We start from the raw sequence: 13,699 nt of genomic DNA, 5'->3' as shown, positions 1-13,699 counted from the left end.
GCAATTTTTATACAGCCATTATGACTGGTGATGACGAAAAACGGGCAACAGGTAGCGCTGCGTCTGTTCGATAATGGCTTCATATTGCTCATTTTCGAGCGTGCGCCACAGGCGTTGATACCATAAATCACTGCCTTCGCCATTGACTACCATATTCCCTTCATACGCCTGAAGGAACTTACTTCGCGCTTTTTGCTGCGTTTCGTCGTCCATCAGGAGCGTGTTGCTCTCGGCGTCAAAGCAGGCTTTAAGCCAGGCACCGCCACTTTCTGGCAGGAACAGTAGCGGCTGCGTCATACCAAGTCGGTAACCTTCAACCAGTTCAGCAAGATAGCCATTCGCCTGTGTGACCGACAGCGGCGGGAAGCGCCACTCCCCCTCTTTGCGCAGCAGCAGACGGCTCTCGCCGGTTCCGCCACTGGCACAGTAGACAAGGTGTTCCAGCCAAAGTTGCATTCCCTGTGAAACGCTGAGCAAAGATGGGCGCCAGCGCAACAATCCGTTCGACTGTACTTGCGCCAGCCAGCCAGTGATGTTAATGCCCGCACAATCTAGGTCGATTTCCATGCTTTGCGCAGGCTCGCGCAGCTCGATAACGCGCGAGGCCAACGCCTCCATTTCCTGACGCTGCACCTCCCAGGCGATTTCCCCATAAGGACCGTAAGGCAGCGTCCCCGCTGCCCGATAACGGCGATACATCTGCCCGGCGTCCTGCTCTTCAATCAGCGTGTTCAGTAGCTGTTGATTGAGCTGATAACGGGTTAGCCCTTCCAGGGTAAACGGTTCGGTTTCAGGGATTTCACTCTCTTCCGCGCGGAAATTCACCTGTAAGCGCATCTGGAAGAAGGCGCGTACCGGGTGCTGCCAGAAGCGCTGAAGCTGCTCCAGCGGGAGATGCATGATATCGAGTGGAGCGAGTGGCTGGATAAACGGCGAATGCGCCTCGCCTTGCTGGCTGGCCGCCGCCAGCCATTCGCGGGCGTAACTTTGCCGCTCATTGGCCGTGAAGTTCTCGGCATCAAACGGCATGCGCGTGTGTTGATGCATGATGTGCGCTTTCACGCGCTTATCGCTCTCGTCGCAGTTCAGCGCTTCATCGCCTTCCAGACAATGGCTTTGCCCGATGTAATCCAGCAGTTCCTGTACCAATACTGACGGATAGCGTTCGCTGTTATCCTGAATAGAGCGGCCAATGTAGCTGATATAGAGCGTCTGCCCGGCAGACATCAACGCTTCGAGGAAAAGATAGCGGTCGTCATCGCGACGGCTGCGGTCGCCGCGCACCGGTTTCTGGCTCATCAAATCGAACCCCAGTGGCGGTAGCGCACGTGGATACACACCGTCATTCATGCCCAGCAGGCACACCACTTTGAACGGTATTGAACGCATCGGCATCAGGGTACAAATGTTCACCGGCCCCGCGAGGAAGCGCTGACTGATACGCTCCTGATCGAGCCGCGAAGCTAACTCGTCGCGCAACAGTGACAGCGGGACCATGCCCTCGTATTGAGACTGTGTTCCCTGCGCAATAATCGCCTGCCACTGCTGCTCAATCAGTGCCAGCGCGGCTTCCGTATCCTGATCCGGAAGGAAGAAGTCGTTAAGCATATCGCGACACACCGGTAGCCACTCTTCCAGCGGACGATCCTGCGACAAGCCCTGCCGCCAGTGGTTAAGTTGCATTAACAGCGAGGCCAGATGCCCCACCAGTTCGGCAATCAGACCGCTGGACTCATCATAAGGTAAGACAGATTGCCACTCGCCCTGCTGGCTTTCCATCGCGTAGCCAAGCAGCATACGCGTCAGGCCAAAGCGCCAGGTATGTTGCCCGGTGGCAGGAAGGTCGAGCTCTCGCACGTTATCGTCATCGAGGCCCCAGCGAATACCAGACTCATTTACCCACTGACGCAGGTAACGCAGCCCCTCTTCATCAATATTGAAGCGGGCAGCAAGCACCGGTACGTCCAGTAGCGCCAGCACGTCTTCACTGACAAAGCGGCTATCAGGCAGCGAGAGCAGCGTGATAAAGGCCTGCATCGCCGGATGTGCCTGGCGTGCGCGACGGTCTGAAATTGCATACGGCAGATAGCGCTCGCCGGTGGCGCTGCCAAACACCGCCTGAATAAAGGGGCTGTAGCTGTCGATGTCTGCCACCATCACAATGATATCGCGCGGCGTCAGGGTCGGGTCTGCTTCCAGCATCGCCAGCAGGCGATCGTGCAATATTTCCACTTCACGCTGCGGGCTGTGGCAAACATGAACCGTCAGGCTGCGATCGTCGGGCTTCAACAGGCGTTTGGCACCACTGTGGGCAAACTCTTGCGCCGTGCGCCCGGCGATGGCGGAATTTTTTAATTCGAGAACGTCATGTTGCAGGTTGTGCAGCAGGTTATCAGGGTCGATATCCACAAACGCTTCCAGCTCCTGATAACGCTCCAGGCCAGCAAGCAGGTAAATATAATCGCGCCCCAGCTTGCCCCATGAGGCCAACATCGGGTTAGTGACGTTCTGCTCGCCGTCGTCGTTAAACAAACCCGGTGCGGCGTCGGCGTCACGAAACAGCGGCAACTCGCGTTCTTCACGGAAATGCCGACGCTGGCGCGCCTGCAAACGCGCCAGAAACGCCGGGTCCTGAATATCGCCCCAGTAGTAACGGCAAGGGTTGGTGAACAGCACGTAAATATCAATGTGCTTGCCCAGCGCCTGTAAGGCGTGGAGATAAACCGGCGGCAGCGCCGAAATACCGCAGATGAATACACGCGACGGCAGGCCTTCCGGGCGCGTCTCGCTGTGTTCAAGGATATCGATAAACCGTTGATACAAATTGGCGCGGTGCCACAGCGGCTGGCCTAGCGCTTCGGTGTGCGCCACCAGCGATTTCCACAACGGTGCCTGCCAGAGCTGCGCCTCACCGAGGCCATCCACCAGTTTGTCATTTTCCCAGTCAGTTAGCCACTGCGGGCGATACACCAGATACTGGTCGTAGAGATCCGCCACCCGTGAGGCAAGCTGGAACAGTTTGCGCTTGTCAGCATCATCGTGCAGATAGTGGCGCAGCGGGGTAAATGCGTCGTCATCCAGCATTTGCGGCAGCAGGGTCATCAGCTTCCAGCTCATGCTCTGCTTGTTGAAGGCGCTTTCGCCGGGAATATCCGGCAGCACGCGGGTGAACATATCCCAGATAAAGCTGGCGGGCAGCGGGAAGTCGATATTCGCGGCAATGCCAAATCGTTGCGACAGGGTCATCTGTAGCCATTGCGCCATCCCGGTGCTTTGCACCAGCACCATTTCAGACTCGAAGGGGTCATCGAGCCGCTGTTGCTCAACAATGAACTCCATTAATGCTTCCAGCACATCCAGACGGTTGGAGTGGTAGACCCGTAACATATTCGCTCCTGACTACAGATTGACGGGACAATGCAGCCGCGTCATGTGACCTTGCTTATCCAGCGGGGCAATAATAGTAACATTGATGCTGACACAACGTTGGCTTGTTGTCTGCACACGCTGGCTGCTCCAGCCTTCCGGTAGGGGTTGAGCCTGCCGCTGCGTTTGCAGCCATGCATAGCGCCAAAGCTGGCGATACTGATTAAGCTGATGGTTGCTCAGCGCCAGGCTACGATAATATCCGCCCAACGCCGTAATGACGCTGACCATCAGCAGCATCGCCAGTAACACTTCTGGCAGGCTAAAGCCGCGCATTTTGGCTAAGGCATCTGGCATAGGGCTTTCTCCTGTAAGGGGCAAAAATCACTCCAGCCGTGGGACGAAAACACCACGCTGTTATCCTGCCGCGTGCCGGATTGCCAAAGCTGAATGCCGTTACTCTCCGCCATCAGCAGTATGGCGTCATCATTAAGCTGCCGCAGACACGCGCGAGCGCCGTCGCTGTTTATCCGGCACTGGACTCTCATCGCCATCTGCCATGATAAGGTTTTCCCCCACTGAAGTGCTGAGTGTGCCCGCGCCGTATCGCGCAAGGCCAGCGTTTCATCATTCACCATTGCGACTTGCCGACGCTGGGACTGATTTAGCCCCTGTAACATCAAACTGCCTAACACCAGCAGTAACAGAACCAGCGCCAGTGACGATGCCCCCCGCTCGCGATTCACAGGTTATATCCCGTCACGCTATACAACGCGTTAACGTTACCCGCGCCATGTATACCGGACGCACTTAGCGCGACCGTTAACTCCGGTGGAAAACCGGCGCTGTTTTGCCGCGTAACCTGAAAGTGGGTGATGGTTACCGTCGCCGGGTCGGTCATTTTATCCCAGCCTTTTCCCTCGCAGCTCGATGCGCCGCGTAAGGTTTCCAGTACGCCCTTTTGCAGGCGAAACCCGATGCTGTCGGCATCGGTCATCGGTGACGCCTGCCAGATACCGTCGCTGTTAGCATCCCAGCGAATAATGACGCATTGCCCCTGCTGTGCAAGTTCCAGCGCTTCGCCCTGACATTCTCCGTAGCAGTATCCGGCGCGTTGCAGATGTTTCGCCACCGTGTAAAGCCGCTGCCAGACCTCATCGTCCAGCGCCTGCTGGCGGGTCTGTTGTAAAATGCCACGCTGTAGCGCGGGTAGAAAACGCGATGCCCCCAGCAGCAATACGCTGCTGATAGCCATTGAAATCAGTACTTCCAGCAGCGAAAAACCGCGCATGATCACTGGCACTCATTGCCTCCTTCACGCTCGCACAAACGTAATCGCCCAAAACTTGAGAGAATCACCTCCCAGTGTCCGGCAGCGCTTTGAACTGAAATACTCCCGGCCCAGGCGGTATTACGTAATCCAAAAAAGCCCAAAGACGGTGTGATGCTCGCCAGGTGTACCTCAGCCCATGGCGGCAAGAAAACCAACGGATTAGCCAGTGGGCAACCATCCGTCACGATGTCATCTGCCACCAGACACCAGCGCGTATCGACATAATGAGCTTTAATCATCCGATCACGGTTATGCCAGTTAGCGTCATTACGCAGAAATAGCAGGTAATCCCGCAGCTGCGTCGCGGTTTGCCATAGCCGCTGTTGCTGCTGCCAGCTTTGCCAGCCGTATAGTCCACCCGCGCTAAGGATGATAACCAGCGAGACCGCAACCAATGTTTCAATCAGGGTATAACCCGTTTGCTTGTTCATGACGGGGAGTATCAGCAAACCGGAGATGCGTTGCGAGGGGCAGATTGCATTTCTACGAGGGGCTTTCCAGTGAATTTACGTGATTGCAGCGGCTTGCAAAAAAATGGGAAGACGAATTCCAGACATAAAAAAACCGGCACGCAGAAGGTGCCGGTTTTTCATACACTGCGATTAAATCGCCACAGGCGCTTTAATTCCCGGATGCGGGTCGTAGCCTTCAATCTCGAAATCGTCGAAACGGTAATCAAAGATAGATTCTGGCTTACGTTTAATGACCAGCTTCGGCAACGCGCGTGGTTCACGCGTCAGCTGCAACGCGGTCTGCTCCATATGGTTGCTGTACAGGTGCGTGTCGCCCCCCGTCCAGACAAAATCGCCCACTTCAAGATCGCACTGCTGCGCCATCATATGTACCAGCAGCGCATAGCTGGCGATGTTAAACGGCAGGCCGAGGAACACATCGCAGGAGCGCTGATAGAGCTGGCAGGAGAGTTTGCCATCTGCAACATAGAACTGGAAAAACGCGTGGCACGGCGCCAGCGCCATTTTATCCAGCTCGCCGACATTCCATGCCGACACAATAATGCGGCGGGAATCCGGGTCGTTTTTCAGCTGATTCATTACTGTTGCGATCTGGTCGATGTGACGGCCATCCGGCGTCGGCCAGGCGCGCCACTGTTTGCCGTAAACCGGGCCTAAATCGCCGTTTTCATCGGCCCATTCGTCCCAGATGGTGACGTTATTTTCACGCAGATACGCCACGTTGGTGTCGCCCTGCAGGAACCACAACAGTTCGTGGATGATGGAGCGTAAATGACAACGTTTCGTCGTCACCAGCGGGAAGCCATCCTGCAGATTAAAGCGCATCTGGTGGCCAAAAATAGAGGTCGTGCCCGTGCCGGTACGGTCATTTTTCTGGGTGCCTTCATCAAGCACCTTCTGCATCAGTTCAAGATACTGTTTCATGATTCCTCAGGAGACGTGTTGCTGCGGACGGCGGAATGCCCAAACCATCATAATGATACCCGCAAGCACCATTGGAATGGAAAGGATCTGTCCCATGCTGATGTACTGTACCCACGCGCCGGTGAACTGCTGATCCGGCTGGCGGAAGAATTCGACGATGATACGGAACAGGCCATAGCCGATCAGGAATAAACCGGAGACCGACCCCGCCGGGCGCGGTTTGCGGATAAACCAGTTGAGGATCAGGAACAGCACCACACCTTCCAGCGCCATTTCATACAGCTGAGACATATGACGCGGCAGCGAACCATAAGTATCAAACAGCGATTGCCATTCCGGGTGTGATGGCAGCAGCGCCAGGTCTTCCGCGCGTGAATTCGGGAAGAGCATGGTGTACTTGAAGCCGGGGTCTACGCGCCCCCACAGTTCGCCGTTGATAAAGTTGCCCAGACGCCCGGCACCCAAACCAAACGGAATCAGCGGAGCAATAAAGTCAGAAACCTGGAAGAAGGTACGTTTGGTGCGTTTCGCGAAGACGATCATCACGATAATCACGCCAATCAGGCCGCCGTGGAAGGACATGCCGCCATCCCAGACGCGGAACAGATACAGCGGATCGCTCAGGAAGAGGTCAAAGTTATAGAACAACACGTAACCGATACGCCCGCCGAGGAATACCCCGAGGAAGCCCGCATACAGCAGATTTTCAACTTCGTTTTTCGTCCAACCACTGCCAGGGCGATTCGCCCGGCGGCCCGCCAGCCACATCGCAAAGACGAAGCCGACCAGATACATCACGCCATACCAGTGCAGCGAGACCGGTCCAATCGAAAAAATTACCGGGTCAAATTCCGGGAAACGCAGATACCCACTATTCATCTGTCACCACAAGTTCTTGTTATTCCGCCGAAAGTGGTCAGCGGTATGGATGTGCGCCTACGTGAAACGAGCGCGCCAAAGGGCAGAATGATAGCACAAGGCTTGCAGGAGAGGATGCCGGGAAGATGTAAAAGATGTGTATAGGGAGAGGGCAAAAGCGTGCCCACTCCCCCGATTTACCGCCCGCCGCGAATTAACCCACCCAACCCGCGACGTTCCATAAACGCCGCCACCTGATGGCGTACTTCTGTGGTGAGTTGTGCTTCCAGGCTACGCTGCGCCAGCGTTTGCGCCTCTTCAAGCTCAACGTTGCGAAGCAAATACTTCACGCGCGCTACGGAGCGGCCATTCATCGACAAATGCCGGAAACCCAGCCCAACCAGAATCGTCACACACATTGGGTCGCCCGCCATTTCACCACACAGACGAAGATCGATATCGTAGCGCTCCGCTTCCTGAGCCACCATCGACAGCACGCGCAGCATGGCCGGATGCAGGCTATCGTAGATGCTCGCCACGCGCGTATTGTTACGATCGACCGCCAGAATGTACTGGGTAAGATCGTTGGTCCCGACGGAAATAAAATCGATGCGATTCGCCAGATGCGGCAGCATAAAGACCATCGACGGCACTTCCAGCATGATGCCGATACGCGGTTTCGGGATCGCATAGCCGATCATCTCTTCCACTTCCCGCCCGGCGCGGTCGATAAGCCTTCGCGCTTCATCAACCTCTTCAAGGCTGGTGACCATCGGCAGCAAAATGCTGAGGTTACCGGTCGCGGCGTTGGCACGCAGCATAGCGCGCACCTGGATCAGAAAGATCTCCGGCTGATCGAGCGTTATGCGGATCCCACGCCAGCCCAGGCACGGGTTCTCTTCGCTGATGGGCATGTAAGGCAGTTGTTTATCCGCACCAACATCAAGCGTACGCAAGGTTACCGGTTTGTCGTTGAACATCTGCAACATGCCCTGATACTGGGCGACCTGTTCCTCTTCCGACGGGAAGCCGCTTTGCAGCATAAACGGAATTTCGGTGCGGTAGAGGCCAATGCCGTCAATGCGCCGCCCCTGTTTCTCTTCATGTTCCGGGCTAAGACCGGCGTTGAGCATGACTTTTACCCGTTCGCCGCTTTTAAGCTGCGCCGGGCGTTCCACATCATCTTCGGCGATGCGGCTGAGTTCATGCTCTTCGCTGATAAGGCGTTGATATTCCTGAATCAGGATCGGTTCAGGGTCAACCAGCAATTCACCGCGATAGCCATCCACCACCAGGTTGCGACCATGCAGCACCGACGGCTGAATATCCGCGCCCATGACGGTAGGAATGCCGAGTGCGCGTACCATGATCGCCGCATGCGAGTTTGCTGCGCCATCGCGAACGACCACCCCCACCAGTCTGTCTTGCGGCACTTCCGCAAGCGTGGTAGCCGAGAGTTCATCCGCCACCAGCACGAAACGTTCCGGCCAGGCATTTGCGCCCTGAATGGTATCGTCGAGATGGAACAGCAGACGCTGGCCCAGCGTACGCAGATCGCCCGCGCGCTCTTTCAGATAGCCGTCACTCAGCGCTGCAAACTGTTCGGCAAACTTCTCTATAACTTTTTTGACCGCCCACTCAGCGACCGAGCCTTTATCCACTTCGGCAAACAGCGCCCGGCGCAGGCTGGCATCGGAAAGCAGGTGTGAGTAAAGGTCGAAAATCGCCGCCGTTTCTTTCTGTGCGCCAGCGGCATAACGCTTGCTGTAGCGACGGAACTCATTGGCCGCCTCTTCCAGCGCGCCGGTCAGGCGTTCACGCTCTTGCGCGGTGTCGAGCGTCGAAGCTTCGTAAACCTGCTCCATTAATGGCAGCGTGGCATCCATCCAGCCTTCGGCAATCGCCACCCCGGACGACGCCGGAAGCGCGCGAATACGCGTCTGGCGATACTGGCCAAACAGCGCCGTCAGCTGCGACTGCGAAAGTATCGCCGCCATTTGCGTCGCGAGGGTGACCAGGAAAGACTCTTCACTTTCATCGTACTGACGCAGCTCGCGCTGCTGAACGACCAGCACGCCAAGCAGCTGTCGCCGCTGAATAATCGGCACGCCAAGGAAGGCGCGGAAACGCTCTTCTTTTACGGAGGGAATATATTTAAAACTGGGGTGTTTCTGCGCATCGGCCAGGTTGATGGGTTCGGCAAGTCGGCCAACCAGGCCGACAATACCTTCATCAAAGGCGAGCGTGACCGTACGACCGCGCGGTTTTTTTAAGCCGCGCGTCGCCATCAGGTAATAGCTGCGTCGGTCGTGGTCGGCCAGGTAAACCGAGCACACCTCGGTTTCCATCGCCAGGCAGATATCCGTAACCAGGATATCCAGCGCCTCGTTTAAACGCGGCGCACTGGCAACCTTCTCGACAATTTCGCGTAAGCGAGTGAGCATAATGTGCGTGGCTTAACCTCTTTTACGTCGATAAGCTGGTGCGCTTTGCGGTCTGGAATTGCTTTCCGCAAGCGCCATCACAACACTGGCGAACTCTTTCATCACCCGGCGGTATACATCGCGCTTAAACGAGACGACCTGACGCACCGGATACCAGTAACTCACCCAGCGCCAGCCATCAAATTCCGGCGTGCTGCTGGTTTGCATATTGATATCTGCGTCATTGCCAATCAACTGCAAGAGAAACCACTTCTGCTTCTGGCCGATACAAACCGGCTTTGTGTCCCAACGCACCAAACGTTTCGGCAACTTGTAACGCAACCAGTTTCGGGTTGAAGCGAGGATCCGCACATCCTTGCGGCTTAATCCTACTTCTTCAAACAGTTCCCGATACATCGCCTGCTCTGCGGTTTCTCCTGGATTTATCCCGCCCTGCGGGAATTGCCAGGAGTGCTGACCATAGCGCCGAGCCCACATAACCTGGCCCTGACGGTTGCAAATTACAATACCAACATTTGGGCGGTAGCCATCGTCATCAATCACCGGACTACCTCAAAATAAGCTTCAATGTGAATGATTGTTTCATACTCCCCGGAAACGGTAAACCACTCTATCACCCCGCTCACAACGAATAACATTTGAATAACTCACAGTAATGACCCGAGTTATAAACAGAGGCGCGAGCACAAAGGCGATTTTATTCACTTTTTCTGTGGATAGAGTTGTGAAGAAGTATGGAATTAACCAGGGAAAACCCGGAGTAGTCCTAATCAACAGGGATGAGAGCATCTCAGGAAAACGCTATTTTTCATAAAGTTATTATCATCATTTATCAGTTATTACAGCATAACGTGATGATCATCACATCACCGATCCTTTGATTGATGAAAGATCGAGCAACGTAGGTTTTATCCACAGATTGTGCCAATATCTTAGGCATCTTTTGTGCGAAAATTCGATTTTCGTCGCACGTCAAGGCTGTAAATCGAAACAGTAGTGGGGCTTTTCCCCAGTTATCCCACTTTTCTGTGGATAACATGGTGTAAGATCCTGTTCATTGCCAGTGACCAGAATTGGAAAACCTTTTTCCTACAACTTTTTCATGAGCAAAGACTGAGAAAAAAACCATATTAATCATGACATTGGTATATTTACTCAGAAAAAGTTAAACTCTATCCACAGTGTGCAAAACTCTCGTTCATTTTTTAACCAAAAGGTTTAACCCCATGTCCGCCCTGATTCCATTGACCACTTCCCCGCAAACTCAGCTTGAGTTGTTAACACAAGCGCAACGTCTTGCCGGGTATTCACTGGGGGAACTGGCGGCGATGGCAGGGCTACCCATTCCGAAAGATTTGAAACGCGATAAAGGCTGGATTGGCATTCTTCTGGAGCTTTGGCTGGGGGCTAGCGCCGGCAGTAAACCTGAGCAAGATTTCGCTGCGCTCGGCGTCGAGCTTAAAACGATTCCGATTGATAGTCTGGGCCGCCCACTGGAAACCACGTTTGTCTGTGTTGCACCGCTCACCGGCAATACCGGGGTGACCTGGGAGAACAGTCACGTTCGGCATAAACTGAAATGCGTTTTGTGGATCCCGGTTGAAGGCGAGCGTTCCATTCCGCTGGCCGAACGCCGGGTGGGATCGCCGCTGCTGTGGACGCCGAGCGCTGAAGAAGAGAGACAGTTGCAGATGGACTGGGAGGAACTGATGGATCTTATCGTGCTCGGACAGGTCGAGAAGATCACCGCCCGCCACGGCGAAGTGCTGCAACTGCGCCCCAAAGCCGCCAACAGTAAAGCGCTGACCGAAGCCATTGGCGCACACGGCGAACCCATTCTGACGCTTCCGCGCGGTTTTTATCTGAAGAAAAACTTCACCTCCGCCCTGCTGGCCCGTCACTTCATGCTACAAACGTATTAATCTTTTTACCCCGCCGCCGCACAAGCTTATAATTAACGCTTTCGTTTTTGGCAGGACTTTATAGATGTTATTTGCATGGATAACCGATCCCAACGCCTGGCTGGCGCTTGGAACACTGACGCTTCTGGAAATCGTCCTTGGGATCGACAATATTATCTTCCTCTCTTTGGTTGTCGCGAAACTTCCCACCGCACAACGTGCCCACGCCCGTCGCTTAGGGTTGCTGGGCGCAATGATTATGCGTCTGGGCCTGCTGGCTTCCATCGCCTGGGTCGTCAAACTGACAAACCCACTGTTCTCTGTGATGGGACAGGAAATTTCGCTGCGCGATCTCATCTTGCTGGTCGGTGGGCTATTCCTCATCTGGAAAGCCAGTAAAGAGATCCACGAGTCTATTGAAGGCGATGAAGAGGGGCTGAAAACCAACGTTCACTCCTTCATGGGCGCCATTGTGCAGATTATGCTGCTCGACATTATTTTCAGCCTTGATTCGGTGATTACGGCGGTGGGGCTGTCCGATCACCTGTTTATCATGATGGCCGCCGTGGTGATTGCAGTCGGTGTGATGATGTTTGCCGCGCGTCCAATTGGCGATTTTGTTGACCGCCATCCGTCGGTCAAAATGCTGGCGCTGTCGTTTCTGATTCTGGTGGGTTTCACCCTGATTCTGGAAAGTTTCGACGTTCATGTGCCGAAAGGTTACATCTACTTCGCGATGTTCTTCTCAATCGCCGTAGAAAGCCTGAACCTCATCCGCAATAAAAAGAATCCGCTTTAATCCCTCTCTTCAGCCCTCTTTTGAGGGCTGAGTCTTATTTTTTTAAGACTTTACTGCTTTATCCTCTCAAAATATTGAGTTATTACTACAATGATAAACGTGCGGCCATAAAAGGGGATTAAGGATGAAAAAATGGGCAGTGTTGATTTCCGCAGTGGGTTTGGCTTTTGCTGTATCGGGTTGCAGCAGTGATTACGTGATGGCAACCAAGGATGGCAGGATGATCCTGACGGACGGAAAACCGGAGGTCGATGACGACACCGGGCTGATTAGCTACGAAGATCAGCAGGGCAACAGAATGCAGATTAATCGCGACGACGTTTCGCAAATCATTAAACGCTAAGAAAATGAGGTCAGCCGCCTGCTGGCCTTTTTTGATCTTTTTGCTTCCACTTTCTCTCTCCCTCTGCCATTTTTATATTCCTTTGTCGGGATATTCCTGACGTTGTTAAGAAAAAGGAAGCTGGCTATGCACTACCACCGTATTCCCCACAGCTCACTTGAGATAAGTACTCTTGGGCTGGGCACTATGACGTTTGGTGAACAAAATAGTGAAGCCGACGCCCACGCACAGCTCGATTACGCCGTCAGTCAGGGTATCAACTTAATTGACGTCGCCGAAATGTATCCGGTGCCTCCTCGCCCGGAAACACAGGGTTTGACCGAGACCTACGTCGGTAACTGGATTGCCAAACGTGGCAACCGCGAAAAACTGATCCTGGCCTCAAAAGTCAGCGGCCCTTCACGCAATAACGACAGCGGTATCCGCCCGAATCAGGCGCTGGACCGCAAAAACATTCGTGAAGCCCTGCATGACAGCCTGACCCGCCTGCAAACGGATTATCTCGATTTATACCAGGTACACTGGCCGCAGCGCCCAACCAACTGCTTTGGCAAACTGGGCTACACCTGGGCCGATTCTGCGCCGGTAGTCTCATTACTCGATACGCTGGACGCGCTAAGCGAATTCCAGCGCGCCGGGAAAATTCGCTACATTGGCGTCTCGAACGAAACGGCTTTCGGTGTAATGCGCTATCTGCATCTGGCGGATAAACACGATCTGCCGCGGATCGTCACCATCCAGAATCCGTACAGCCTGCTCAACCGCAGCTATGAAGTGGGTCTGGCGGAAGTGAGTCAGTTTGAAGGCGTTGAACTGCTGGCCTACTCCTGCCTGGCCTTTGGCACATTAACCGGCAAATATCTTAACGGCGCAAAACCCGCTGGGGCGCGCAATACGCTGTTCAGCCGCTTCACCCGCTACAGCGGTGAGCAGGCGCAGAAAGCGGTGGCAGCTTATGTCGATATCGCCAAACGCCACGGGCTCGACCCGGCGCAGATGGCGCTGGCTTTTGTGCGTCGTCAGCCGTTTGTCGCCAGTACGCTGCTGGGCGCCACCACGCTTGAACAGCTGAAAACCAACGTCGAGAGCTATCACCTTGAGCTAAGCGAAGAGGTGCTGGCAGAGATTGAAGCGGTGCATCAGGTTTATACCTATCCGGCACCGTAATTCCCCGGCCTGACGTTTTGCGTCAGGCCTCTCGTTTTCCCCTTTTTCAGAATTCATTCACACGTTTTAGTCACGTTTTTCTTAACGACGC

14 protein-coding genes are annotated in these 13,699 nt (G+C 54.6%); 5 read left to right on the top strand and 9 right to left on the bottom strand.

Translation table 11 applies throughout. The features are described from left to right. Positions 1-18 precede the first annotated feature (18 nt). From recC to rppH, 9 genes are all read right to left on the bottom strand, one after another. Complete coding sequence (recC, locus tag F0Q32_RS12795) at positions 19-3,387, bottom strand: exodeoxyribonuclease V subunit gamma (protein ID WP_149463371.1); 3,369 nt, start codon at positions 3,385-3,387, stop codon at positions 19-21. A 12-nt stretch (positions 3,388-3,399) separates the two neighbouring features. After that, positions 3,400-3,723 (bottom strand): prepilin-type N-terminal cleavage/methylation domain-containing protein, encoded by a 324-nt coding sequence (locus F0Q32_RS12790; protein ID WP_149463370.1) that lies wholly within the window; start codon positions 3,721-3,723, stop codon positions 3,400-3,402. Next, complete coding sequence (locus F0Q32_RS12785; RefSeq protein WP_149463369.1) at positions 3,708-4,112, bottom strand: DUF2509 family protein; 405 nt, start codon at positions 4,110-4,112, stop codon at positions 3,708-3,710. Before F0Q32_RS12785 ends, F0Q32_RS12790 begins: the two co-directional genes overlap by 16 nt. After that, positions 4,109-4,669: a prepilin peptidase-dependent protein gene (locus F0Q32_RS12780; protein WP_149463368.1), complete on the bottom strand. Its 561-nt coding sequence runs from the start codon at positions 4,667-4,669 to the stop codon at positions 4,109-4,111. Before F0Q32_RS12780 ends, F0Q32_RS12785 begins: the two co-directional genes overlap by 4 nt. Next, the gene (locus F0Q32_RS12775) at positions 4,660-5,130 is read right to left on the bottom strand and encodes a prepilin peptidase-dependent protein (protein WP_149463367.1); all 471 of its coding nucleotides are present in this window, start codon (positions 5,128-5,130) and stop codon (positions 4,660-4,662) included. Before F0Q32_RS12775 ends, F0Q32_RS12780 begins: the two co-directional genes overlap by 10 nt. A 171-nt stretch (positions 5,131-5,301) precedes the next feature. Next, the gene (gene thyA, locus F0Q32_RS12770; RefSeq protein WP_149463366.1) at positions 5,302-6,096 is read right to left on the bottom strand and encodes a thymidylate synthase; all 795 of its coding nucleotides are present in this window, start codon (positions 6,094-6,096) and stop codon (positions 5,302-5,304) included. Positions 6,097-6,102: 6 nt separating this feature from the next. Beyond that, positions 6,103-6,975 (bottom strand): prolipoprotein diacylglyceryl transferase, encoded by an 873-nt coding sequence (gene lgt, locus F0Q32_RS12765; protein ID WP_149463365.1) that lies wholly within the window; start codon positions 6,973-6,975, stop codon positions 6,103-6,105. Between the two features lie 176 nt (positions 6,976-7,151). Then, entirely contained in the window at positions 7,152-9,398 is a 2,247-nt protein-coding gene (ptsP, locus tag F0Q32_RS12760; RefSeq protein ID WP_149463364.1) for a phosphoenolpyruvate--protein phosphotransferase, read from the bottom strand. 12 nt (positions 9,399-9,410) lie between these two features. Further along, positions 9,411-9,941: an RNA pyrophosphohydrolase gene (gene rppH / locus F0Q32_RS12755; RefSeq protein ID WP_015963199.1), complete on the bottom strand. Its 531-nt coding sequence runs from the start codon at positions 9,939-9,941 to the stop codon at positions 9,411-9,413. Positions 9,942-10,394: 453 nt separating this feature from the next. Between rppH and F0Q32_RS26165 the strand changes: the two genes are divergently transcribed. The 5 genes from F0Q32_RS26165 to F0Q32_RS12730 all read left to right on the top strand — a co-directional run bounded on the left by F0Q32_RS26165 (position 10,395) and on the right by F0Q32_RS12730 (position 13,608). Then, on the top strand, positions 10,395-10,532 hold the full coding sequence (locus F0Q32_RS26165; protein WP_188016858.1) for a hypothetical protein: 138 nt from the start codon (positions 10,395-10,397) through the stop codon (positions 10,530-10,532). 92 nt (positions 10,533-10,624) lie between these two features. After that, positions 10,625-11,320, top strand: coding sequence for a DNA mismatch repair endonuclease MutH (gene mutH / locus F0Q32_RS12745; protein WP_149463362.1), 696 nt, complete (start codon positions 10,625-10,627; stop codon positions 11,318-11,320). A 64-nt stretch (positions 11,321-11,384) separates the two neighbouring features. Continuing rightward, entirely contained in the window at positions 11,385-12,098 is a 714-nt protein-coding gene (locus F0Q32_RS12740; RefSeq protein ID WP_149463361.1) for a TerC family protein, read from the top strand. Between the two features lie 124 nt (positions 12,099-12,222). Continuing rightward, on the top strand, positions 12,223-12,441 hold the full coding sequence (locus F0Q32_RS12735; protein ID WP_015963194.1) for a YgdI/YgdR family lipoprotein: 219 nt from the start codon (positions 12,223-12,225) through the stop codon (positions 12,439-12,441). Positions 12,442-12,567: 126 nt separating this feature from the next. Then, entirely contained in the window at positions 12,568-13,608 is a 1,041-nt protein-coding gene (locus F0Q32_RS12730) for an NADP(H)-dependent aldo-keto reductase (RefSeq protein ID WP_149463360.1), read from the top strand. Positions 13,609-13,699 lie beyond the last annotated feature (91 nt).

This window comes from Pseudocitrobacter sp. 73, assembly GCF_008369545.1.
GTDB classification, from domain to species: Bacteria; Pseudomonadota; Gammaproteobacteria; order Enterobacterales; family Enterobacteriaceae; genus Pseudocitrobacter; species Pseudocitrobacter vendiensis.
Note: the sequence above shows the minus strand (reverse complement) of the source record. Positions and strands in the feature narration are given on the sequence as shown.